Here is a 26,582-nt window from a genome sequence, read left to right on the forward strand (position 1 = left end):
ATTACATAGAAATAATTATAATCTTACCATGGATAATCAAAAAAAATAAAATCCATCCTACCTCAAGAATATACAGCCATTATCACTGAGTTATACCCTTGGAGGGCTTTTTTGTTGACCATTTTTGGAATTCAAAATTCAAAATTCATGCATTCAAAGTTCAAAAAGTTTGCTTCTAACTTAATTTCAATAATCGTTTCTGTTTAATTAAGGATTCAAGCTTCGTTCTTCACAAAGAGAGCGCAAAAAATCAAAAATATTTTCCTGATTTCAAGCCTCTGACTTTCCTGCAGAATGCGGAGCAAACAGGCAGAGGTTATAATGAGCGAATTAATAATGCAAGAATTTTGAATTGATTTGACCTAATTGTGCCTTGTATTCAAGGATTGTTATTTGAACTTATCCCTATGAAAAATATTAGACTTCTTGCAGAAGTCAGGGAATAGGGAATAGGGAATGAAATTGTTGATTTGATATCTTTAATTTATTTCATTTTTTATTTTTGGAGATGTCTATTATATAACTAAGTCAAGAATTCCCTAGAACTATAGACTGATGATCAATCAAGAACGTGGAAATGTTTTTCCAACTTTTCCCTGTTCCCTATTCCCTGTTCCCTCCTATAAAATAAATCAATTAATCTCAATTTTTAAACTCATAAATGCTAGTTCCTTTAACTCGTAAAACATTTGAACAATTAATTCCAATTGTAGCTACAAGCGATCAATATCAATATTATTGGGGTAGGTTATCTGATGTTTTGAAACGAGCTTTAATTTCTGCTATTTCAGTTTTGACGATTGTTTTAATTAATGTATTTCTTCATGATGATGGAGACCCTTTATTTTTAGTGGTTGGTATTACGGCAGGTCTTTATTGGTTGTGGGGACCTGTTTTATTAGCTAGTTTTCGGAATGTTGAATTTAGACGCTATCCATATAGTGGTTTATGGCAAGGAAAAGTTTTCGATGTATATCTTACTGATGAAGTAGTTGGTCAAGAAGAAAAAGTTAATCAAAAAGGAGAATTAATAATAGTAGAAAATTTAGAGAAACGAATAAATTTAGAATTGGGCGATAAAACAGGATTTACAGTTGAAATGCAAGCTCCTCTACGTCGTTATCATCAAGGTATTTCTAGAGGTCAAGTAGTTGTAATGTTGGTAATGTCTTATCAACAAGATTTAGAAAAAATTGCTAAATATTCAGATGTTTATCTTCCTACTGCAAATTTATGGGTTAGTGATTATCCATATCTCAGAAGAGATGTATTTATTGAGGTAATTAATCAGGTACGTTCATCTCGCAGGAAAGATAAACAACATTGAGAATTGAGAATTGAGAATTGAGAATTGAGAATTGCCACGAATAAATCAAGACAAATATTTGTCACTTTTAAATCTAGGAAAATAATTACTAAAAATCTCTCTATCTACGATATTTCAATCCCTTTAAGTCTTACTGCTTTTAGATTTTAGTCACTATTTAACTTCTTAATACTTGTTTGACAAACAGTCTCTTAAAAAGACTCTTTCAGCAAACCTGAATTATCTAATTGTTTAATTGTTTAATTTTTTAATTGTTTCGGTAATTATTAATTATTAATTGTTAATTATTAATTATTGCTCTGCTGATTAAATCTCAAAGCATTGACATTAATCATGGTTTGAGCTTTTTCAAGATTTGAAAAAGTACAAGTTTTTCCTTATAAAGAGCTGCATAAAGTGAGGATGAAAGGGTTGACTATTGGCTGAAAAATTAAGGGATAATCTTCCTCCTGCCTTCTGAGTGATTCCCCATTCCTCCTGTCTCCTGTCTCCTGTCTCCTGACTCCTACCCAAACTCCATGCATACTTTTTCAGCAAGCCCTAATTATTGAACTTTACCTTGTTGGCCATAAGCCTGCCAGGCCAAGTCTACTAAACCATTAATAATAGCAACTGCTACTACAGCACTACCCTTACGGCCATCAATTCTAATGTGAGGAATCATAGAATCATATAAACGTGACTTAGCTACATCCACCCCCACAAAACCAGAAGGAGTGCCAATAACTAAAGCTGGTCTAATTTCTTCTGCTTCAATTAAATCAACAATTGCAGACAAAGCTGTTTGAGCTTGACCAATAACAAAAATACCCTCTGGATAACGTCTAGCTAAAGTTTCAATTCCCCAAGCAGCGGTAGTTTTTTCCTTCTGGGGTCTGGTTATCGCATCCATTGAACAGTAAACAGGGTTAGCGAAGGTACTTTGAATAACTGAGGTAATACCTACTTGTACCATTGGCACATCTACCACAATAGTTGTACGAGCTGCCAAAGCAGCAGCTCCAGACTGTAAAGCGTGTTCAGAGAAACTAATCAGAGATTTATATTCAAAGTCTGCCGTAGCATATATGACTCGTCGAACTATCTCATACTCTGCAGGAGATAAAGCATGAGGGCCAATTTCCCTATCAATAATTCCTAAGCTTTGGGCGTCTGTGATGTGCCATTCCATATCAATATTATTCCCCTTATAGTTATAGTTATATAGTGAGTTAAATTAAGGATTCCCAAAAACAAAAGTGAAAATATAAGCAATTTATAATACCTTTGAATTTTGAAACATTCCCTGATCTAAAAGCCTAGGGATTCTTATTCAAAGAATGATTTTTGGTTCACTCACACAACTTTCTAAATATAGTTCCTGACTGGTAAGCATTCTGCTATTACTATCAGCATTCAGCATTCAGTTTTTGAAATAATCAATCAACTACTAAGGTTAGCAGATCACCTTTTTATTCATAACTTTTAATTCTCCCTGGAAACTAATTCATAAGCATTCAGCATTCAGCATTCAGCTATCAGCTTTTAGTTATTAACTTCCAGGGAAGGAGGAAGTAGTCTTTACAGCAGAATTAAAAGTTATGGATGAAATTGGTCAACTAGCTAACTTTAGTAACTTATTATATTCATGCATCTTAATGCTGAATACTTACACTAATTCTTCCTTTCTATATAAATAATGAATTAATAACTCATATATTAACTGACTTCTTAATACTTACCCTGACTATTTCCTATCAACATTATTATTAAAAATATAGAATAGCTTTGTTAGCGATCGCCTGAGCAGTTTTAGATAGATTTATAAAATGATTTATATTGTTTTTTTATCTTGTTTAATAGTTAGGCAATTCTGACTAAGATTACTATCTGTTTGATTTCAAAATATTATTTAATGGTACTTTTTAGGAAATCAAAAACTATTTAAAACTAATTGTCTGGAAAAATATGTTCTTCTGGACGGGGCTTTAAACTCAATTTTTTGGGAAATCTGTACCATAGATATTAACACTTGGCTATCAGTTTTTTTGTTTATTTATAATAAGAGTCTTAGATTTGTCTATCGTTAACTATACTTCATTTCAACTAATATAGAAATGCTCAACCGTCGTCAATTTTTACTTACCTCTGCTTTGGTTGGTAGTGGGTTAATAGCTACTTATTCAATACTAAAATCAAAAACAAACCCTAGGTCTGCACCAGGAATTATTACTTCAGAGAAGATGCGTCCTCAAATTCCTTATGGGGTTGCTAGTGGAGATATTTCTGCTGAAGGAACAGCAGTAATCTGGAGTCGGAGCGATCGCCCAACTCGAATGATAGTGGAATATGCCACTAATGAATCTTTCCAAAATGCCCAAAAAATTATCGGGCCGGCTGCTTTAGAGACTACAGATTTTACGGCCAGAGTTAATCTTTCTGGTTTACCTACTTCGGAGCAGATATTCTATCGTGTGAGTTTCCAAGACTTGTCAGATATTAACATTTATAGTGTTCCGGTTATTGGTAAATTTCGCACTGTGCCAAAACCAGGGCAGGATATTTTGTTTGCTTGGTCTGGAGATACGGCAGGTCAAGGTTGGGGTATTAATGTGGAGTGGGGGGGAATGAAAATTTATGAGACTATTAGACAGGTTAATCCAGACTTTTTTATCCATTGTGGGGATTATATCTATGCGGATAATCCGATAAAATCTGAGGTTCAGTTGGATGATGGTAATATTTGGCGAAATTTAACTACACCGGAAAAGTCTAAGGTGGCGGAAACTTTGCCGGAGTTTCGGGGTAATTATATCTATAATTTGTTGGATGAAAATGTGCGTCGCTTTAATGCTGAGGTACCTCAGATAGTGCAATGGGATGACCACGAAACTACAAATAATTGGTATCCCACTGAGAGGTTATTGGATGATGACCGTTATAAGGTTAAGAGTGTTGCGCTTTTAGCAGCTAGGGCAAAACGGGCATTTTTGGAATATACTCCCATCCGTATTAATGGCAATGACCCGGAAAGAATTTATCGCTCGTTCAGTTACGGGCCGTTGTTGGATATTATGATGTTGGATATGCGGAGTTATCGGGGACCAAATACGGAAAATCGTCAGAGGAGTCGGAGTGAGGAAACGGAATTTCTGGGTAGTCAGCAAATAGAATGGTTGAAGGGAAGGTTGGTTAATTCTCAGGCAACTTGGAAGGTTATTGGTAGTGATATGCCAGTGGGTTTGGTTGTACCGGATGGGGATAGTGCTGCGGAAAATTTGGCTAATGGGGATGGGGTGCCATTGGGGAGAGAGTTGGAGATGGCGGAGTTATTGCGGTTTATCAAAGGAAAGGATATTAAGAATGTGGTGTGGTTGACTGCGGATGTTCATTATGCAGCAGCTCATTATTACGATCCGAATTTGGCTCAGTTTCAGGATTTTAAGCCATTTTGGGAATTTGTGAGTGGACCGTTAAATTCGGGAACTTTTGGTCCAAATGAGTTGGATAATACCTTTGGTCCGGTGGTGAAGTATCAAAGTGTTAAGGTTGAGGATAAGGTGGTGAATTTTCCTCCGAGTCAGGGTTTACAATTTTTTGGCACGGTGAAAATTGATGCAGGTACGGAGGTAATGACTGTGACGTTGAGAAATATTGAGGGAAAGGTGGTTTATGAGGTTGATTTATTGCCGGAAGAAAAGAGTTAAAAATATATTTTAGTTAAGCGTTGAAGAAATGAAATTTATTAGAGGGTAGTAACAGTAAGAACTATAGTTTTTCTAGATAAAAATTAAAAATAGAGGCAAAATGAATCAAGTATATCTTCAACTTTTACGGGATAAACTTCAAAGAAGGTTTAAGCAACTCAGTGAATCTGAACACCGTAATTTTCATAACTACCTAAACGTATTTTGGGATTTTCTCCAATCCCCTCAATTTAAAACTATTCTTGAAAATTTAGCTTATTTACATCCGGAAATGGAAATAACAGCTAGAAACTTTGTTATCGAATTAGAACAGAGTGTTAAGAGCTACCCACCATTTGATGATACATTTGAAAAGCAGAGTGCCATTGCCTATTTTATTATCAAAGAGTGTATTAAGCGTGATGATAATAGTAAAGTTGAATATCTTGTAGGAGCTAATTATATAAACAATTTTTCACAGGAAGAGTCTATTAATGCTTTTATCTCATACGTTGTTAGACCACTATACGAATACATCAATGAATCTTTAGAAGAAAACACAGTAATTTCATATTTTCTAGTTCGTTATAAACATCGTTCTGAATGGTTCCAAAGGGAAAACTTACACAACCTCTACAAAAGCAAGACTGGAAAAGGAGAGAAAAACCTTTGTTTAAATTTGTACGAATATTTATTTGAGCAAGGAATAGACTTTTCAATAGAACCATGGTCAATTTCTGGAGAAGCTGACTTAGTATTAGATAAAAGTTCTGATAATCCTGTAATAGCTGATGCGAAAATATTTGACGGACAAGATAAAAATAAGAGCTATTTGTTGAAAGGTTTCAGACAAATTTATCAATATACTCTTGATTACAATCAACCTTTTGGCTATTTGATAATATTCAAAATCTGTGAAGAATATTTAAACTTTGAGGTTACTCAAAATAATCAATCAGTACCTTGTGTAGTTCACAATAACAAAACAATCTTCTTTTTGACAATTGATATTTATCCACATGAAAAAACTGCTTCTAAGAGACCAAAACTTAAATCTTATATTATTAAAGAATCAGATTTAACTGAAGCAATGAAAACTGAGGAGGACTAAAAATAAATACTATTATAGAGTAGTAATTTTTGAGAGTTTTGAGGTAGCGATCGCCTCCTTATAACTTTTAACTTTTATCTAAATATCAGGTAAATATCTAAAATCATAAAAGACTAACTTGATTAGCTTCTGACTAGATAATTAGATTTAGTTGTAGAAATAAAAATTCAGGAGGAGTTAAGAATAAATACTATTAATAGAGTAATGATTTTTGAGTGAGCGATCGCCTCTTTATCATTTTTAACTTTTATCTAAAATTTTAGGAGATATCTATAAATAATAAAAGACTAGCTCCATTAACTTCTAAATTCTAAATTCTCTAAAGTGAGCGATCGCCTCTTTATAACTTTTATCNGTGTCAAATACAATGAGTCATGTCAATGTTCGTTTAAATACCGATAAGAAAAGTAGTCCCAAACGCTTTTAGCAATGGGATAGAGGGTGTTGTAGTTCACCCCGTTAAGGTAACACTTAATTAAAACTAAGTCAAGGAATATTTTTCTATAGATTTAGTAACTATAAGATATAGCAGTCGAAGCAAAGAGCGGGGACATTTATCAACCCTCAAACTCAGTCAGGACTAACTTCTGGCTTATTAAATATGACTTCTGACTTGCCCATAGATTAACCAAGAAACTCTGAATTTAGAGAATGAAACATACTCTTTCTGTTTTAGTTGAAGACGAAGCGGGAGTTTTAACCCGCATTGCCGGTTTATTTGCCCGTCGTGGTTTCAATATTGAGAGTCTAGCAGTTGGCCCAGCAGAACAAACTGGTGTTTCTCGAATTACAATGGTAGTACCTGGGGACGATGGGATTATTGAACAGTTGACCAAACAACTATATAAGTTGGTTAACGTTTTGAAAGTACATGATATTACAGCTATTCCCTGTGTAGAACGAGAATTAATGTTACTCAAAATTAATGCTACTACTGGTATGCGCTCAGAAGTGATCGAAATTGCAAATATTTTTCGGGCGCGGGTAGTAGATGTGGGGGAAGACTCACTAACTATTGAAGTAGTAGGAGACCCAGGAAAAATGGTAGCTATTGTCCAAATGCTTGCTAAATACGGTATCCGTGAAATTGCTAGAACTGGCAAAATAGCTTTAACTCGTGAGTCTGGGGTTAATACTGAGTTCCTTAAAGTTACAGCTTTGGAAGCCAAAGTCTAAGTATTTTTTTTGATGTAAATTAGCAGATAGTTAATTATATGAAATAGGAAATACTAATTTAAACTTAGATACAAAGTTTAAAGACTACTATTTTGCTCTCTAACAACTTAAATTACCTTGAATAATTACTGATTTAAGTTTGATTTTTAGCTAATTTATTCTCAATTAAATTTCTGATATTCGTCAATTACTCCTTGATTTAGCATTAGCTAATTAGGAGTATTTTTTTGTATTGATTTAGTAAATATAAATCCCATCCATAAGAGCTGATTTACTTTATAAATCTTAATTATTCATTTGGACATTTAGAAACACTTTCTTTAGATTATCTTTATAAATTAACTCTAATACCAAATTGATAAATGTTTGCTACAAATAGCTAGGGAATTTTTTAGGAGTCAGGAGTTTTATGGGAATAGCTTCAATACCATTTATTAGTTCATAACTGAGCTTTTTAGTCAAAGATACATCCTACAAAGTCTTTTATCGCCCTTAGTATTCGTAACATTCTTTTTTTGAATTGGTATAATACCGCTTTAAAATCAATTATACAAACTATTTATATCCCCAATAAAATTAATGATTCAGTGTTGATTTAGCATTTTTGCTTAAGACAAAAATACTAATTTTTTTAGATTCAAAAAATACTTCCGGATTTTTACATAATAGGCAGTAAAAGTTGGTGGAAAACTCAAGAATGATTTTTCCTAAAACCACAAATCAAGTAGTCAAAATTCACAATTAATTGTGAATTTTGACTACATAACTTCAAACAAATTTTGAATAAGTCTTGAGTAATTAAAAATCTAACTTCAATAGGAAAATAATTCCTGTTTTGTCAATTACTGTCGTTCATATTTACAACAAAAACCATGACACAACCAACTGCACTAGACCAATATATGCTTGAGTTAGTAAACAGAGCTAGAGCAAATCCTCAAGCAGAAGCCGATCTTTATCTAAATGGAAACATAAATAAAGACTTTCCCTATACAGATGACGATGGGAATATCATACCAGAAATCCCTACAGGTACAAATCCAGTACAACCTCTAGCATTTAATCTCAACCTCAATACTGCTGCTAACGGTCATACTCAATGGATGCTAGATAATAATGTATTTAGCCATACAGGGGAAGGTGGTTCAAGTGTAGGGGCACGTGCGACGGCTGCGGGTTACACCTGGTCTGGTATTGGGGAAAATATTGCTATCAGTGGAAGTTCAGTAAATACAGCTACCGATTTTGTCAGGAACAACCACCAAGAGTTATTTGATAGTCCAGGTCATCGTCTAAATATCATGAACAATGACTTTGAAGTAATTGGAATTTCTTCACTAGAAGGACCGTTTGATTATGGTAGTATAACTCTTAACTCAATGATAACTACCCAAAAGTTTGGCTATAATAACGAAGGGCCTTTTATCACAGGTGTTGCCTACACTGATGCAGTCAATAATGACGACTTCTATACAGTCGGTGAAGGAATAGGCGGCATAACAGTTACAGCAGTCGATCAAGCAAATAGTGCCAATACTTTCACAACCACTACTTGGGATACAGGTGGTTATCGTTTAGATGTAGAAGAAAATAAAACTTACAATGTAACCTTCTCTGGCGATCTCGATCAAGATGGCAAAGCAGGCGATACAGTAACTTATGAAGTTGTAGTTGGTTCCGAAAACGTCAAACAAGATGTAGTCAGTGACAGCTTACCTACTCCCCCTCCTAATGTTCCCACCCCTGGAGACGATAACCTCAATGTAGATGGTACTACCTCAGTAGTTCAAGGTTTAGGAGGCAATGACACTCTAACTGGAAGCAGTGGAGGTGATAGTATTGGTGGTGGAGAAGGTAACGATGTTGTCAATGGTGAACTTGGCAATGACTTCCTGACTGGATGGACTGGTAACGATGAACTTAACGGCGGTAGCGGTAATGATACCGTTCTGGGTGGAGATGGTCTTGATACTCTCAATGGTGGCGATAATCCTGACACTCTCAAGGGAGGAAATAATCCTGACGAACTTAATGGTGATGATGGCAATGACTTTTTACAAGGAGAAACTGGTAACGATATTCTCAATGGTGGTGATGGTGATGATACTGCCGGAGGTGGTATAGGTGACGATACTATTGATGGTGGTATTGGTAATGATTCCCTAACTGGTTGGAAAGGTAATGATAACATTACTGGTGGTGCAGGTAATGATATGGTTAAAGGTGGTGATGGTGTGGATACCCTGACAGGAGTCGATCCAACTGCTGCTCAACCAGGGAATAATGAGATAGATACTTTGCGTGGCGGTGCTGATGCCGATTTATTTATCTTAGGTGATGCTCAGGTTTACTATGATGATAATGGTACAGCAGATTACGCTCTTATCGGTACTTTTAATAGTGCTCAAGGCGATCGGATTCAACTTTCTGGTAATATTTCTGATTATAGTTTCAACGAAAATGTTTCTGGGTTACCTGCTGGAACAGCTATCTATGCCAACAGTGGCAGTGAACTAATTGCTGTTGTTGATAGGGTTACAGGTATGAATTGGAGTGATACAAATACAACTGGGCTCTCTTTTGTATAATAGACCTCTCCGATAATCAAAAATCAAATCAATTATCGTACAGAAATAATCAATTCTTTCCCCCTACTCCCTACTCCCTACCCCCTACTCCCTACTTCCTACTTCCTACTCCCTCTTTTCCGGAGAGGTCTAATCTCTAGGAGTTACAGAGATTGGTCTTCAAGTGTACCTCACCATCGTAAAAAGTGCTGTAATAAAGTTTCTATTATAACATAGGACTTACGCAAAGAAACCGGGTTTTCAGGATAAATCGTTGTTTTGACAATAAATATCTACGAAACAAACACGGTTTCTGGGTTTATCTGCGTAATTCCTGATAACAATTAAAATATAAATTTTTTTTAACTCCTCAAAAATTCCGGACTTTTGCTTAATATCTCGATAGTTTTTAACAGAAGTTAATTTATTGTTATTAGGAAACAAAAGATGACTACCATAGAAGGAACTACTGGTCCAGATATATTAAACGGAGACAGCTTGGCAAATACCATTTTTGGTAGGCTTGGCGATGATATTATTGATGGCGATCTAGGAAATGATACCATTGGTGGTGGTGGTGGAAATGATACTATTGATGGTGGTGATGGTGCCGACTCCCTCACAGGTTTTACAGGAGATGATAGCATTGATGGTGGTGATGATAATGACACTATCCAAGGAGGAGACGATAACGATACTCTCAGGGGCCAGGCAGGTGACGATGTGCTCAGGGGTGGAAATGGCCTCGATGTTATTGATGGTGGAATTGGTGACGATATTATTGATGGTGGTGCTGGGGCAGACTCTCTAATAGGTTGGATAGGAGATGATTCAATTCTTGGTGCTGGAGGGAATGATACGATTGTTGGTGGAGCTGGCTCTGATACTATTGGTGGTGGAGAGGGAAATGATATTCTGGATGGCAGTGATAGTGAAGCGGATGATGGCGCTGCGGACTCGATCACAGGTTTTACAGGAAATGATTCCATCAGTGGAGGCGGTGGCGACGATACCCTCAGAGGAGGAGACGATAACGATACTGTTGATGGTGGTGCTGGAAATGATAACATTCAAGGAGGGAATGGCAACGACTCTCTAAGAGGTGCCACAGGAAATGATAGAATATCTGGTGACAGTGGTACGGATATTCTCCAAGGAGGAGCAGGCGACGATACACTGCTGGGCGGTGCAGGTAACGATGAACTTCTGGGCAACCGGGGCAACGATCGCATTAATGGAGGTAACGGAAGTGACACTCTCGTTGGTGGTATTGGTAACGATTTCCTTCTGGGAGTTAATGGCAATGATGTTTTAATCGGTGGTCGTGGTAACGATATTATGCTTGGTGGTAATGGTGCAGACATATTAGAAGGACGTACAGGTCGCGATCGACTGAATGGAGGTTTGGGTTCAGATACTCTGACTGGTGGCGCTGGTCGCGACTTATTCATCTTCAACACTAATACAGCATTTTCAACAGACATAGGTGTCGATACCATCGTAGACTTTACTCCAGGAGAAGATTTAATTCTACTTGACACGAGAACATTTACAGCGTTGACTCCTATTGATGGCGGTATTGATGCCAGTCAATTTGAAGTCGTTACTACTGACGCAGATGCTGCAACTAGCGAGGCACTAATTACTTACAACTCTAACACTGGTGCATTGTTCTATAATCAAAATGGTAATGCACCTGGTTTTGGTAATGGCGATCAATTTGCACTTCTAGAAAATACCTCTGTACTTGAAGCAGCAGATTTTACAGTGCGTTAGGCTTCGAGGTTTCTGGCAAATACAATGGATTCCACCTTGGTGAAGTTATATCAAATCCGGTAGCATCGGTATAAAAAGAGTTTGGGAAGTGTGGGAAGGGTGGGAGGTGTGGGAAGTGTGGGGAGATTATAGAAAGATTTGGTAATGCTTGAAGATGGAACATTTTTTTCTACCGAACCCGAGCGGATTTGATATACAGCGCTTTTCAGATTGATGGACCACATCATCACAAGTAAAACCCCGTAGGGACGTTCCATGGAACGTCCCTACTGTGGTCTACCGTGCAGGAAAACTGCTGTAATATGAAATCCGGTAGCATCGGTAGAAAAAAGCTGAGAAACCGGGTTTGTATCAAATGTCCTTGTACGGACGTTGCATAACAAAAATGCGTTTTCCTTACGGAATGCTCCGCTTTCCATGTCGCGCAGCGTTAACTCGTTGTGCTTTGCTAAACGTCCCTACCATTGACTTCCCACAAACCCGGTTTCTTGTAACTCGGAAGCCAGAGGATTTGATATTACAGAAGATAGGAGATTTTTTTTATGCCCAATTAAACGGATTTGATATCAAATCCAGTTGTACCGCTACAATTCATGCCTCGTAGGGGTTTGGTCACCAAACCCCTACAATTTTTATCAGAAACAGGACTTACGCAGGTGAACCCAGAAACCCGGTTTCTACGAGAAACCGGGTTTCTTTGCGTAAGTCCTAAGAAAGTAGACCTACTAACAGGTAAGGAGTGATGACTTTGAACTCAATATCAGCAGGACTTACGCAAATTCTTAGACAATACGCTATCTGTAGAGGGCTTTCTTCCATTCGCTAGATATGGGCAAATGCCATTTGCCCCTACGAGATATGGAGGTTCTGCGTAAGTCCTAATCAGATTTGCTTCACTCTATCTCTGAGCCAATAAGTAATCATTTCTCCTCTACCTTTAACTGAAATAGATCCCCTGGGTTCTAATAAAAACTTATCTTTCAAAAGTTGATAAGTAGCTTCGGTAAGTTGAATTTTACCACAAATTCCGCTTGATTCCATCCGAGACGCTACATTTACTGTATCGCCCCACAAATCATAAATAAACTTTTTAATACCAATGACTCCTGCTACCACAGGTCCGGTATTAATACCGATGCGAATTTGAAAAGCTTCTCCGCGATCATTGAAAAATTTCCTAATCGCCTTTTGCATATCTAATGCCATATTAGCGATCGCCTCGGCATGATTGTCTCTAGCTTCGGGCAAACCACCAACTACCATATAAGAATCTCCAATTGTTTTAATTTTTTCCAAATTATGTTGTTCAGTCAATTGATCGAACTCTGAGAAAATTTGATTCAGTATACTCACCAGTTCACTAGGAGATATCCGAGCTGAATAACCAGTAAAATCGACAATATCAGCAAACAAAATAGTCACATTTTCAAACCGTTTCGCAATCGGATGTTGATTTTGTTTTAATTTTGCAGCAATCTGAGCCGGCAAAATATTCAATAATAAGCTGTCAGATTTTTGTTGTTCTAATCGCAGTGCAGTTTCTACAGATTTACGTTTTGTGATGTCTTGAACAGTACCTTCATAGTAAAGTATTTCTCCTTCAGAATTATGGACTACATGAACATTTTCAGAAACCCACATTACACTACCATCAGCACGATAAACTTCTGATTCAAAATTTGATATAGAATCATATTTTTCAAGTTCGCTAATAAATTTAGAGCGATGGTTTGAGTCAACATATAATTGTTTACTAATATCAGTTATCTTATTTTTTAACTCTGTTTCTGAGGAAAACCCATACATCTTAACTAAAGCAGGGTTGGCACTGATGAAGCTTCCATCAGGAGTAGTTTGAAATATACCTTCTTCAGTATTTTCAAAGATAGTACGATATTTTTCCTCTGCTTTTTGTAAAGCATCCAGCACTCGTTTGCGTTCTGTAATATTACGCGCTACCCAAATTACACAGTTATCTGGTAATGGTGAAATGCTAGCAGTAAACCAAACTTCATCAGGTTTAGGAATTGGAGAATGGGGATGAGGAACCGATCCGCCAGATTTGTAATTAGGAAGTTTACATGAGATTCCCCATATACAATTATAATCTTGGCAATTAGGATCGTGCTGTTGATTATTAGATACGAGCAGACTATATTCTAAGTTAACAGTTTCCTGTGTATTCAGCACCCGTTGAATATTAATCATAAATAGGTTAGCTTGCTGAGGGGGCAAAACCTCATAAACACTTTTGCCAATCAATTCATTGATCGGAGTATATAATACCTCAGAATTAGTAGATAAGATTTTGACATATTTGCCTTCAGCATCGAAAACAGTAATTACATCAGTCATTGCCTCAAACAAGACTCGTAGTTCTGCTTCCGATTTTCGTAAGGCAGTCTCTACACGATGACGTTCTGAAATTTCTGCCATTAGCAAACTATTTGATTTCCTTAAAGCTTTAGTGCGTTCTTCTACTTTGCCTTCTAACTGCTGATTAGCTCTTTGTAAAGCTTCCTGTGCTTCTTTCCGTTCCGTAATATCCTCAACAGTTCCCTCATAACGAATTAATTGACTATCTTGATCGTACACAGCTCTGGCATTTTCAGATATCCAAATTAGACTGCCATCTCGACGATAAATTTGTGATTCATAATTAACTACAGCACCCTGCTGCTTTAATTTTTTGAGAAATCGCTGCCGATCTTCAGAATTACCGTAAAGTTGATGTTGTAAGCAGATAAAATTAGCTATCACTTGTTCAGGAGAATCATAACCATAAATTCGAGCTAATGCTGGATTAGCACTGATCAAGTAGCCATCTGGAGTTGCTTGGAAAATTCCTTCAACGGCATTTTCAAAGATAGTACGATATTTTTCTTCAGCTTCTCGTAATGCTGCTTCTGCATATTTGCGATCGCTAATATCAATGCCTACAGCAACAGCAGCTTCTCCTTGAGCATATTTTTGGGAGACAATTAAATAATTTCGGGCAGTACCATTAACGTAAGCAGATATTTCTCGATAATCATCTTGAGCAGCACTGGCAAAGAATTGCTGCATAAATTCATTAAATTCTTGACTAGCTTTGAGAAAGCCAATATTTTGACCAACAAAAGCTTCTTGGGGCAAATTGTAGGTCTTTGCTAAGTGTTGATTAACTCCTAAGTAGCATAAATCTGAGCCGATCCAAGATACAATTCCTGGTATTGTTTCTAAAATAGTTTTGAACTGTTCTTGAGTTGCCCCAAGTTCTAATTGTGCTTGTCTGTGTTCGGTAATATCAATCCCCACTACGAATGCTGCTTGATTGCGATTATATTTGCGGGCAACTATTAAATAATCTCGGTATAAATTGTCGTATGTTGAAGTAATTTCAGCAGTTATTTCTAGCTCAGAACTAGCAAAAAAATCTGCCATCAAAGAGTAAAATTTAGAATTATCGTCTACAAGATCAAGATTTTTGCCGACAAATTCTCCTCGTGGTAGGTTAAAGGTATCAGCTAATTTTTGATTGACTTCAATATAGGTTAAATCTGCATTAATCCATGAAACCATTCCCGGAACAGCTTCTAATACTGTTTCTAGTTTTTCTTTACTAACTAACAGATTTTTTTCTGCTTGTTTCCGTTCGCTAATATCTATACCTACGACAAAAGCAGCTTGGTTTTTATTATACTTTTGGGCAACAATCAGATAGTTTCGAGGTTCCCCATTAATTTTTGATACAACTTCACCTATTTTTTCTGATTTAGAACTAGCAAAAAACTCTTCAACAAAATCATTAAATTGAGAACTTGTTCCTAAAAAACCAATATTTTTCCCTGGAAATTCTGCTCTAGGTATACCAAAAATATCAGCTAACCGCTGATTAACTTCTATATAATTTAATTCTGAACTAATCCAAGATACTGTACCAGGTACTCCTCCCAAAACTGTTTCTAACTGTTCTTTGGCTTTTCTTAATTTTTCTTCTCCTTGTTTAGCTTCAGTAATATCTATGCCTACTATAAAGGCAGCTTGGTTTTGATTGTATTTTTCTGCAACAACCAAATAGTTTCGACGTTCTCCATGAACTATTGATATAATTTCACGAGTTGTTTCTAAAGACGAACTCTCAAAAAAGTCTTTGATAAAGTCATTAAACTCAGAACTTGCCCCTAAAAAACCAATATTTTTCCCCGGAAATTCTGTTCTGGGTATACCAAAAATATCAGCTAACTGCTGATTGACTTCTATATATTGTAAATCTGAATTAATCCAAGATACTGTACCAGGTACTGCTGCCAAAACTGTTTGTAACTGTTCTTTGGCTATTTTTAAATCTTTTAGTGCTTGTTGGTGTTGAACAATTTCTTCTATTAAGCGATCGTTTGATTCTTTTAGTGCTGCAGTGCGCTCTTCAATTAGATCATTTAATTCTTGTGCCGTTAAGCAGCGATTTGAATTGACTTCTTTAAGTTCATTAATAGTTTGACGAAGTTCTATTAACTCCTGAATTAGTTCCTCTTTAGTTTGATCTAGAACGTTCATAATTTTAAATTCTTATGATACTTTGTCAAGAAATTTATTCAAGTTTAACCATATCTTTTTTCATAAATAATTATCTTGATTTGTATCTAATTTTGGGATAACTAAATCTGATAATTTTGCTCATTCAAAACTAAATAAGCTGTCAGTCAACTCGGTTGAGAAAGCCTATAATTTTAAATTTACTTAATTTATTCGATAAGTTTAATTTCTCAAGAAAGTATGAAATATTTCTTGGATTTTCTAGTAGATGCCGATCCTGTATAACTCCTATCAACTATTCTGTAGATTTTTATCTAGTTAAATATCTTTATTTTTCTACTGTTGAGGAGATTAAAACAATATAAATATAATTTCCCTATGCATTGTAACACATATATACCTTAATGTCAAAAATTAGCCAGGGAAAAGAAATAACTTGTTACTTTAACTTTCCTGGCTGTTGTCCCGCGCTCTCCATCCCCCCTAACCCCACGAGTGAAAGCTATCCCTGATCAGGAACTCCTGAAACCCTTGTGGGAGGGTGGGGAAGATGGGGAGGTGTGGGAGGAGGAGGAGGAAGAATCCCGCCTACAATCATCAAAAAAATGTCTAATTCAATACACTTTTCTGCTGAAAAAGCCGTTTATGAAGCATGAACATAACTTGTCATTAATGCCCAAGTTTTATGTTAAGAAAGATGTTTATAAAGCATAGCTTGGAAAGGGGGGAGCGTCGGGATGAAAGCCTGGGCCAGGATTCGGATACCTTCATAAGCTAAACGTTCATATGCCCAAGACACAAGCTAGGAGCATTTTGTTATTATCAATGTCAATACAGGGGGAGGACATCACCTCTGTCATGCGCAGCGGTCAGGGTTTCCCAGACGCTCAGAATCCCTATGGGTCCCGTAAGGGCAACGTCGGGAGTATGTCAAGCATAACTAAGTACCTAAATGGAAGATTTCAGTATTTTCAGTCACAGTTCTATACAAAATATCCGGAAAATATAGGTTAAGTCAGAACTCAGAAGTCATATCAATTCAAAATTCAAAATTATAACCCTAAAGTCAGGGGCTTGAAATAAGGAAAATATTTTTGATTTTTTCGCTGGTGAGGAACGAGGCTTGAATCCTTAATTACAGCGCTTTTCAGTTGAGTATAACACAGTAGGGACGTTCCATGGAACGTCCCTACAGGGTTTTGGTTGCGACGATGTGGTTCATCAATTTGAAAAGCGCTAAAACTTTCTATATTACAGCAATGCAGTCAATTTCTACAAGTACGTCTTTGGGTAAACGTGCTACTTCTACACAAGCACGAGCAGGTGCATTTTCGGAGTCGAAATATTTGCCGTAGATGTTATTGACAGTGGCAAAGTCGTCCATGTTTTTCAGGTAGACTGTGGTTTTAACAACATTTGACCAAGTTGCTCCTGCTTCAGTGAGGATAGCTTCGAGGTTTGCCATGACTTGTTCCGTTTGTTTACTTACGTCCTCGGTGTAGACTATTTGATTAATTCTGGTGTCGATCGCTATTTGACCAGAGATAAAGAGCATTTGGCCAGTTGTGGCGATCGCTTGATTATATGGGCCAACTGGGTCTGGTGCTTTGTCAGTTTTGATTATTTTACGAGTTGTCATGTTTTCTTTTATTGTTTCTTTTGTTGGTTGATTATCGGTGGGTATTTCAGCATTAGTAAATTTTCTCCCATCAGGCATTATAGTATCAGTAAAGTCTGCATCTTTTATGTTCCATAAATAAGTTTTAGCGCCAGATAAATTTGCTTTACTAAGATTAGCTCCTTCTAAATCTGCCCTTATTAAATTTGCTCCTTGTAAATTTGCTCTTTCTAAATTAGCTTCTTTGAGAGAAGCTACACTTAAGTCGGCATTACTTAGGTCTGACTTTCTCAAATTGGCATTATTTAATTTAGCGAGAATAAAATTAGTATCTTTAAAACCTCCTTTACTCAAATCTGCTTCTTGCAGTTCTGCTCTACTAAAATTTGATTCTGTACATTTTGAACCAACTAGGTTTGCATTCTTTAAAGATGAATTGCTTAAGTTTGTGTATCGAACATCAGCATAGCTTAAATTTATCTCATTTAAGTCTGCATCTGACAGATTTGCTTCCACAATATTTGCCTTAGACAAATTTGCTTTACTTAAGTCTGCTCCCAGTAAATTTGAAGCTTCTAAGTTAGCTTCTGTTAAATTTGTTTGAGTTAAATTTGCATTTAATAAATCTGCTAATGAGAAATTTATACCTGTTAAATCTTTTCCTTCAAGGTCTATTCCCATTAGTTTTCGCTTGGAGAAGTGTCTTTCTCCATCTTCATATTCTTCTAGGAATTCTTCTTGAGCATCCATAATTTACCTCTTGATTAACTTTTTCTAATTTTACTATTATTGATGGCTTTGTTGCATAAAAGTATATAGCTGCCGCACTTGGGACCCATATCTACAACAATAACGCGCTGAAACTGCTGTAACTATTGGACAATAGTTAGATAAAACATCAATCTTTGAAATCAAAAGGCTGAAACTTTTACCTGTAAAGGTTTTGAGATTTAAACTGTCAGCTCTAACTATTGGACAATAGTAAATAGAACATCAATAATCGCGTGCTTAGAGCGATTAAAGGAGTTTTCATTTCGGTAGACCTTGTAGGGACGTTCCATGGAACGTCCCTACAAGGTTTTGGTTGTGCCGGTGTCATCAATCTGAAAAGCGCTGTAAACTGTGGAATGGATGTTAAGAACGCTACTTTCATGCAACAAAGCCATTATTGATACTCAACAATTTCATAATTTACGTAGGGGAACCCAGAAACCCGGTTTATTGTAGACATCTTTTATTAAAAATAATGTATCGTAGAAACTGGGTTTATTTCCGTAATTCCTAAATTTATCAAATAAATATATTTCCACCTAATTATCTTTCTAGAAAACGATTAATTTTCCCAAAAATATTATGCTGATAATTAATAACACTGCTATTTCATCAAGGGTTAAGTAAACCTGTAGCGGGCAAGATGCCCGCACTACAAATATTTGACTTAAACTTCGCCCTCAAAGGGGAGATATTATTGAATATTTGCACTTCATATACTTTAAATTTGCTGTAATATTATAGATGTTAACCTGAATAAAAATTAACCACTATGAAACTGAAAAAAATTATCACTATTACCCTGTTAATAATTGGCTCCTTAGCAACACCTATCCTCGCAGAAAACGTCGAACAACTCCGGCAATTTTTAGATAACTCATCAGCAGTTTGTCAAGGATGCGACCTTAGTGGAGCTGACCTTAGTAACATCAGACGACGAGGTGCAAAACTAAGACAAACTAACTTAAAAAATGCCGACTTAAGCAACAGTAATTTCAGTTCTTCTTACTTTACTTGTGCTGACTTAACTAATGCTAACCTACAAAATACTAATCTCGAATGGTCTAATTTAGTAGATGCTAATCTCCGTGGGGTTGACCTCAGAGGTGCTGACTTGAGCAAGACAGATTTAAGTGGCGCTATTTTTGAAGGTGCTTTGACAGAAGGAGTAATATTAGAAGGAGCAAAAATGCCTGATGGAGCAACTATTTATGATGGTCGTGGTTTAGAATCATTTCAGCCAAGACCAATTTTTTCTCAACAAAGAGTTCAATGTTTAGGAGACCAAAAATAATATTAATTACCAAATTGGGTTTGGAGACCAAATTGGATTTGGAGACCAAATTGGGTTTGGAGACCAAACCCCTACGATCAAATATTACCGAAAAATTTTGGTTTAAAGTCTACCCTTGGATAGGGAATAATATAGAATCCGGGTAATTAGTTATCGTATTACTGAGGAGTAATGAGTAATGAGTAATGAGTTAGGAGTAAGAAAGGAAATGAAAATGCATAAATTTTTAAATTCGTATTCAATAGAATATTTGTAAGTTGAGGATTTTTGAATGCGATTACTGTATAACCTGATTTTATATAATAAATAAAAATTTTCATAATTAGTCAATTCTCTTCTTTTCAAGGAGAGGTAATTATTAATTATTAATTGTTAAAAAGCTATTTAAGATTGCTATATTTATTGAAATATGTCTATGTATAATTCAAAATCTACTAATAATATTGCAGTTAATTACAATCAAATTACAGCAGCAGCTAATAATTTATATTCTGTAGCTCACCGCACACCTGTAATAACTTCAACAACTGTAAATAAACTGACTAATTGTGAGGTATTTTTTAAGTGTGAAAATTTTCAACGGACAGGTTCATTTAAGTTTAGAGGAGCTTACAATGCTCTATCTCAACTATCAGAAACTCAAAAACAATTGGGCGTATTAACCTATTCTTCTGGAAATCATGCTCAGGCGATCGCTCTAGCAGGCAAATTATTAAATATTCCCACAACTATTGTGATGCCAAATAATGCTCCAGAAGTTAAAAAATCTGCTACTCGTGGTTATGGAGCTGAGATAATTTTCTACGATATAAATCAAACAAATAGAGAAAAGTTAGCTGCAAAAATTGCCGAAGAAAGAGGTTATATAATTATTCCGCCTTATGACCATCCTGATATTATTGCCGGACAAGGTACGACTGCTTTAGAGTTAATTGAAGAGGTAGAAAGTTTGGATTTATTATTAGTATGTTGTGGAGGCGGTGGTTTACTTTCTGGTTGCGCGATCGCTACTAAAAATCTATTAAAAAACTGCGGAGTTGTGGGAGTTGAACCGAAAAATGCGGATGATGCTACTCGGTCTTTTTATTCTCAAACTCTGCAAAGTGTACATAATCCTAATACTATTGCTGATGGTGCTAGAACGCCCTATTTGGGTACATTGAATTTTCCATTAATTTTGAATTATGTTGATGATATGGTGACGGTTTCGGAGGAAGAAATTTTAAGAACAATGTATTTTATTTGGGAAAGAATGAAGTTAGTAATAGAACCAACTGGAGCTTTAGCAGCAACAGCTTTATTAGAAAATACTGTTAAAGTTTCTGGTGTTAGAGTGGGAGTAATTATTAGTGGCGGAAATGTAGATTTAAAACAGGTATGGGAGCTGTTTAAATCTGTTGTTTGACTGTAAGTATAGCAATCCTAAAAAGGTTGCCATATATCAATTAATGAATGTAAGGGTTTGGTCTCCAAACCCTGTTTTAGCTCAATACCATTTAGATAAGACTGAAACTGCTATGGAATCGAACCATTAAATAAACTTTTCTTTCTTACCGAATTGCCAAGGGTTTTAACAACTAGGTAATTATCAATTATCAATTAATGAATGTAGGGGTTTGGTCTCCAAACCCTTTTTTAGCTCAATACCATTTAGATAAGACTGAAACTGCTATGGAATCGAACCATTAAATAAACTTTTCAAATTACCATTATCAAGTATCAATTAATGTTTTTTCACAAATCATTACTGCCAAAAGAAAATCCTTAACTGAACTGTATTGTATTTCCGCTTGGATTTGGAAACCAAACCCCTACAGTTTTTTTCACAAACCATTTAGGATTGGTATAATTTAACCTATCAATTTTAAAATTGAAAAACTCAAATAAATAGTAATTCAATGTATTGAAAAATCAAACAATTTAAACTGATGGATTTAGATACTTTATTAGAACATATAGATATTGGAGAAGACCAAGAGATTGAGTTTAAGTCTGCTAAAAATAGTTTACCCAAAGATATTTGGCCAACTCTCTCAGCTTTTGCAAATACAGATGGTGGTTATATAATATTAGGAGTTAGCGAAGCTGATGATGGATTTATTATTTCAGGAGTTAATAACCCAGAAAATTTAATAACCCAATTTTGGAATAATCATAATAATCGTGAAAAATTGAGTTTTCCTATTTGCTCTAATTCTCATCTAGAAATTAAAGAAATTGACAGTAGTAGACTTATTATTATTTCAATTCCTAGAGCAACCCGTACTCAACGTCCTGTTTATATTAATAATAATCTGATGACAGGAACTTACAAACGTGACTATTCTGGAGACTACCGCTGCACCGAAATAGAAATTAACTTCCCCGAAGGGAAGTCAAAGCTCTCCATCCCCCCTAAACCCCCTTTCCAAGGGGGGAGGGGAACTCAGAGATGGAAACCCCGGGTCAACGGTTAGATACCTCCATATCCTAAACGTTATGCTCCCCTTGACAAATAGGAGGTATTTTATTACAATACTGTTGATTGAGCGTAAGTTCAACGAACACAGGGGGAGGACATCACCTCTGTCAAAACAGCAGTCAGGGTTTCCCAGGCTGAAGAATCCCTATTTTTCCATCCCCCCTAACCCCCCTTTGAAAGGGGGGAATAGAAGGGTAACGTCGGGAGTATGTCAAGCAGATGTTGCGAGATGCTAGTAGTGAACCTCAAGATTCTCAAATTTTAGATAATTTTAATTTGAACGATCTAGATTCAGAAACTCTGAAAGCATTTCGGCAACGTTTTAGTAATAGAGAACCGGAACATCCTTGGTTAGCGTTTGACGATAAAAATTTACTCCTCCAATTGGGAGGATGGAAACGCGATCGCGACACAAATAAAGAGGGATTAACTCATGCAGGGTTACTTATGTTTGGTCGCGAACGCACTATTTTAGATGCTTTTCCTTATTACCACTTAGATTATCAAGAACGTTTCTCTAGTGATCCAGACCAGAGGTTGGATTATCGTTTAACTCTTGATGGTAGATGGGAACCAAACTTATTTAATTTTTATTATCGTGTTTATAGTCGTTTGGTCAAGGATTTAGATGTACCATTTCAACTTGATAAAAATGCTACTCGCAGAGAAGAAACTCATGTTCATCAAGGTATAAGAGAAGCATTAGCAAATACTTTAATTCATGCCGACATCTATCTACAAAATCATTAGTTATCATCAAGTTCCAACAAGGTTTTGCATTTTCTAATCCCGGTCGCCTCAGAATACCTATTAATCTTTTGTATGAAGGTGGTCATACAGATCCTCGCAATCCTACCTTACAAAAAATGTTTCAAATGTTAGGATTAGGAGAAAAAGCAGGTTCTGGATTTGGGAAAATTCTTGGAGCATGGAAAGAACAACAATGGTTTATTCCTTTGGTATCAGAAAAGCTTGATGTAGAAAGCACATCTTTATTATTACCAATGGTTAGTTTTATACCAGAAAATGTAGAAAAAGAATTAAAGCAAATAATTGGAAATAACTATTCCAACTTAACAGAATTAGAACGTATTATTTTGGTAATTACTCATAAATTTGGAGCAGTTAGTAATACAGATATTCAACGTTATAGAAAAGAGCATCCTACAGATATAGGTAGATGTTTAAAACGTTTAGTTAATAATGATTATTTGGAAAAATCTGGCGAAGGGAAAGGTACACGCTACAATTTACCAAACCAAGGTCAGCTTGATTTATTTTCGTTGTTGACTAGCTCCGATCATAACGAACCTAACTCCGATCATAACGAATCTAACTCCGATCATAACGAATCTAGCTCCGATCATAACGAACCTAGCTCTGATCGTAACGAATTTAGCTCCGATCATAACGAACCTAGCTCCGATCGTAACGAATCTAGCTCCGATCGTAATCAAAAACAACTGTTAATAGATATTGCAATTCCAGTTAGAGAAAAGAAACGGGTAAATCGAGAACTAATGAGAAATACAATTCTTAATCTATGCTCAAATGGGTATCTAAACCTCAAAACATTAGCTGAACTTTTAGCTCGAACTCCAGATAGTATTAGAGCTAATTATATTAACCCTATGCTAAAAGAAGGTAACTTACAACTTCAATATCCAGACAAACCTCATCATCCACAGCAAGCATATAAAACTGTATCGAACCAAAATGACAAATTTACATAAAAACCGGGTTTGTTTTAAATGTTCTACCATACTAATATCTATCTCTCACCGAATAATTAATAATTAAATAATTAAATAATTCAGGTTAAAAACCTCCCCTTTCAAGGGAAAAAATTTATTTTTTTTCCTTTTAGTAAATCCTCTACTTAGGGTTTGCTGAAAAAGTCTTATGGGTGAGGGTAGTCCTCAGGAGTTAGGAGTCAGGAGTCAGGAGGAATGGGGAATGAGCGAGGAGGCAGGAGGAAAAATTATCCTTTGATTTTTCTGCCACAGTCAACTCAAAATCCTAACTTTTTGAGATCCCTAGAACAAAAACCTTGTACTTTTTCAAGACATAAAAAGGCTAAAACCTTTATCTGTCAATGCTTTTATATTTAATCAGCAAGCCCTACTTAAAAGGGAGAGGTAATTATCAATTATCCATTATCAATGGATGAAAAACCCGGTTTATGATCACACTATCAGCACAGGATGCTAACTTCTAAGGAAGAAATCTTCTGCTTCTAAAGATACAGTATTTGTCAAAGTAGCAAACTGACCCCCACTGCCAAAACCCGCTGCGTTACCATTAGGATTATAGAACAAATTACCATTGTTACTGTTATAGACAATAACCGCATCCGAAGTTGCTGCTTGTCCGTCATTCGCAACTGTAGCAAATTCATCTGCAATGCTGAACCCAGTTCCTGAGTCACTGTCAATAGCAGTGAAAGTTCCCAAGTCTAGAAGAAGAATGTCTTCTTGTGTTTGGGAAAAATCTGTAATTTCGTCTATACCAACATCCTCTGACTGAAATTGCTCATTAGTATTAAAGATAAAACGGTCAATACCGCCACCCCCACTGAGTGTATCATTGCCAGCACCACCATTAAGGCGATCGCGACCAATACCTCCTTCTAGAACATCATCACCTGCTCCTCCTAACAAAATATCCTTACCACGGCGACCTATCAACAAGTCATCACCATCTCTTCCTACAAGTCTGTCGTTACCACGAGCTCCATTAATAGTATCGTTACCAGTACCACCAACTAAAGTATCATTTTCTCTAGTTCCGGTTTGTGACAAAAGAAGAATATTATCAATGAAGCTAGCATAAGCTGAAACCCTTGTATCAACACTGTATTCTCCGAAAGTGGAATTACCACTGATATCATCCACATCTATACCATCAGTAGATGGAGAAAAACCATAGGATGTGAAGCCAGCTATTTGGCCATCAATAAAGGCGGGACCTCCAGAATCTCCTGCTGTAGAATTAACCTCTCGCTCCACTCCCAACTGATTCAACCCATATTCAAGACCAAAAGCATCGTTCTCTGGTTCTCCACTATCAAAATCGAAGGCAAGCTGTGTACCTTCTAGCGCTTGAAGATTATTAGGAGGATCGCTAAAAATATCACTTAAGGCATCATAAGTATTTTGTCCAAAACGCTTGACAGGAGGGTCTTCCTCTGGAGAGGAAATCTGACCAGTTGTACCAGTTCCACGTAAACCATAACCTACACGGGTAAAAGTTTCCCCAATTTCATCAGTATCACGATATATTTCATAGCTCTCAACGTCAGGCGCTTCATTAGAGAGCTTAATGATGGCAACATCATTATCACTGCTGTTATTGGCTGTCCAATCAGGATGAATAAAAATCTCTTCGACATCTATTTCTGGAAAAGTGCCATCAGCTAATTCAAAGGTAACTACATAATCATCAGGGTTAGGACTTAAGTTGGCCGAATCATCCTCATTATTAAAGCAATGGGCGGCCGTCAGAATATGAAGGCCATCACCAGCTAGTAAGGCACCCGTGCAAATCTCTCCTGTAGTGGTATTTTCAAATCGAACAACTCCAGTAAATTGATCGGAGGGGACGATAAATTCTGTATCGTTAGGGTCATTGCTAGAAACTGCTACCATTAGATATTTCCTCAAGTGAAGTCCACTTAATTGTATCATGTCTCATATCAAGTTCAGGAGCATCAGTATTGTGTAGCGCTATGCCCAAGTCATTTCAGTTATCAGTTATCAGTTATTAATTATTAATGGCTTTGTTGTATGAAAACATATAGCTACCGCAGAAGCTTAAGATCCATGTACTTCATACTTCTACAACTATTGTCCAATAAATAAATCAATTATCTTCGGTATTAAAAAAAAGGCTGAAACTTATACCTGCAAAGGCTTTGAGCGATTTAACTATTGGCCAACAAATGAATAAAGCATCAATCTTTGATAAAAAAAGGCTGAAACTTATACCTGTAAAGGCTTTGAGCGATTTAATTATTGGTCAACAAATGAATAATATCAAATCCGGTTAAACAGTTATAGATTGCTTAACTCAAGAGGAGTCAGGAGTCAGGAGTCAGGAGTCAGGAGGAGAGACAATCATAAAGATGAGCGTAGTTATGAAGATAGGAGATTTTTTTTATGTCCAATCAAGCGGATTTGATATAAAGCATCAATCTATAGAAATAGGGTGATATAGCTGCAACTAGGTTCACCTTTCATGTCGGGAACAACCGAAAAGCGGAACGGATGTTCTGTCGCTACTTTCATGCAACAAAGCCATTA

General features: G+C 36.2%; 16 protein-coding genes. 12 read left to right on the plus strand and 4 right to left on the minus strand.

From position 1 onward, the window contains the following. The first annotated feature begins 661 nt into the window (after positions 1–661). Positions 662–1,327 (plus strand): phosphate ABC transporter permease, encoded by a 666-nt coding sequence (locus F6K40_RS06980; RefSeq protein WP_293133308.1) that lies wholly within the window; start codon positions 662–664, stop codon positions 1,325–1,327. A 544-nt stretch (positions 1,328–1,871) separates the two neighbouring features. On the opposite strand, the gene F6K40_RS06985 is transcribed toward F6K40_RS06980, so the two are convergent. Beyond that, positions 1,872–2,498, minus strand: coding sequence for a precorrin-8X methylmutase (locus F6K40_RS06985; RefSeq protein WP_293133311.1), 627 nt, complete (start codon positions 2,496–2,498; stop codon positions 1,872–1,874). 925 nt (positions 2,499–3,423) lie between these two features. Here F6K40_RS06985 and F6K40_RS06990 point away from each other — a divergent pair. The 5 genes from F6K40_RS06990 (at position 3,424) to F6K40_RS07010 (ending at position 11,622) form a co-directional block, all read left to right on the plus strand. Beyond that, positions 3,424–5,013 carry an alkaline phosphatase D family protein gene (locus F6K40_RS06990; protein WP_293133314.1) on the plus strand — a complete coding sequence of 530 codons (1,590 nt, stop codon included), beginning with the start codon at positions 3,424–3,426 and terminating at the stop codon, positions 5,011–5,013. A gap of 100 nt (positions 5,014–5,113) precedes the next feature. Further along, positions 5,114–6,103: a hypothetical protein gene (locus F6K40_RS06995; protein WP_293133317.1), complete on the plus strand. Its 990-nt coding sequence runs from the start codon at positions 5,114–5,116 to the stop codon at positions 6,101–6,103. A gap of 651 nt (positions 6,104–6,754) precedes the next feature. Further along, positions 6,755–7,279 (plus strand): acetolactate synthase small subunit, encoded by a 525-nt coding sequence (ilvN, locus tag F6K40_RS07000; RefSeq protein WP_293133320.1) that lies wholly within the window; start codon positions 6,755–6,757, stop codon positions 7,277–7,279. An 872-nt stretch (positions 7,280–8,151) separates the two neighbouring features. After that, entirely contained in the window at positions 8,152–9,867 is a 1,716-nt protein-coding gene (locus tag F6K40_RS07005; RefSeq protein ID WP_293133323.1) for a CAP domain-containing protein, read from the plus strand. Positions 9,868–10,293: 426 nt separating this feature from the next. Continuing rightward, positions 10,294–11,622, plus strand: a complete 1,329-nt coding sequence (locus tag F6K40_RS07010; protein ID WP_293133326.1) for a calcium-binding protein — start codon at positions 10,294–10,296, stop codon at positions 11,620–11,622. Positions 11,623–12,504: 882 nt separating this feature from the next. Here the strand turns inward: F6K40_RS07010 and F6K40_RS07015 are convergent. After that, complete coding sequence (locus F6K40_RS07015; RefSeq protein ID WP_293133329.1) at positions 12,505–16,158, minus strand: adenylate/guanylate cyclase domain-containing protein; 3,654 nt, start codon at positions 16,156–16,158, stop codon at positions 12,505–12,507. A 474-nt stretch (positions 16,159–16,632) separates the two neighbouring features. Between F6K40_RS07015 and F6K40_RS07020 the strand changes: the two genes are divergently transcribed. Next, positions 16,633–16,851 carry a hypothetical protein gene (locus F6K40_RS07020; RefSeq protein ID WP_293133332.1) on the plus strand — a complete coding sequence of 73 codons (219 nt, stop codon included), beginning with the start codon at positions 16,633–16,635 and terminating at the stop codon, positions 16,849–16,851. A 532-nt stretch (positions 16,852–17,383) separates the two neighbouring features. Here the strand turns inward: F6K40_RS07020 and F6K40_RS07025 are convergent. Next, positions 17,384–18,505, minus strand: coding sequence for a Rid family detoxifying hydrolase (locus F6K40_RS07025; protein ID WP_293133334.1), 1,122 nt, complete (start codon positions 18,503–18,505; stop codon positions 17,384–17,386). 793 nt (positions 18,506–19,298) lie between these two features. On the opposite strand from F6K40_RS07025, the gene F6K40_RS07030 reads away from it, so the two are divergent. From F6K40_RS07030 to F6K40_RS07050, 5 genes are all read left to right on the plus strand, one after another. Then, positions 19,299–19,820, plus strand: a complete 522-nt coding sequence (locus F6K40_RS07030; protein WP_293133337.1) for a pentapeptide repeat-containing protein — start codon at positions 19,299–19,301, stop codon at positions 19,818–19,820. Between the two features lie 415 nt (positions 19,821–20,235). Continuing rightward, a complete protein-coding gene (locus F6K40_RS07035) occupies positions 20,236–21,225 on the plus strand; it encodes a threo-3-hydroxy-L-aspartate ammonia-lyase (protein ID WP_375340554.1) in 990 nt (329 codons plus the stop codon). Between the two features lie 523 nt (positions 21,226–21,748). Then, positions 21,749–22,276 (plus strand): AlbA family DNA-binding domain-containing protein, encoded by a 528-nt coding sequence (locus F6K40_RS07040; protein WP_293133345.1) that lies wholly within the window; start codon positions 21,749–21,751, stop codon positions 22,274–22,276. A 224-nt stretch (positions 22,277–22,500) separates the two neighbouring features. Further along, entirely contained in the window at positions 22,501–23,031 is a 531-nt protein-coding gene (locus F6K40_RS07045) for a hypothetical protein (protein ID WP_293133347.1), read from the plus strand. A 5-nt stretch (positions 23,032–23,036) separates the two neighbouring features. Continuing rightward, complete coding sequence (locus tag F6K40_RS07050) at positions 23,037–24,014, plus strand: ATP-binding protein (protein WP_365670520.1); 978 nt, start codon at positions 23,037–23,039, stop codon at positions 24,012–24,014. 474 nt (positions 24,015–24,488) lie between these two features. Here F6K40_RS07050 and F6K40_RS07055 read toward each other — a convergent pair whose 3' ends face one another. Next, the gene (locus tag F6K40_RS07055) at positions 24,489–25,928 is read right to left on the minus strand and encodes a trypsin-like serine protease (RefSeq protein WP_293133351.1); all 1,440 of its coding nucleotides are present in this window, start codon (positions 25,926–25,928) and stop codon (positions 24,489–24,491) included. Positions 25,929–26,582 lie beyond the last annotated feature (654 nt).

Source organism: Okeania sp. SIO3I5, from assembly GCF_010672085.1.
Classification (GTDB): Bacteria; Cyanobacteriota; Cyanobacteriia; order Cyanobacteriales; family Microcoleaceae; genus Trichodesmium.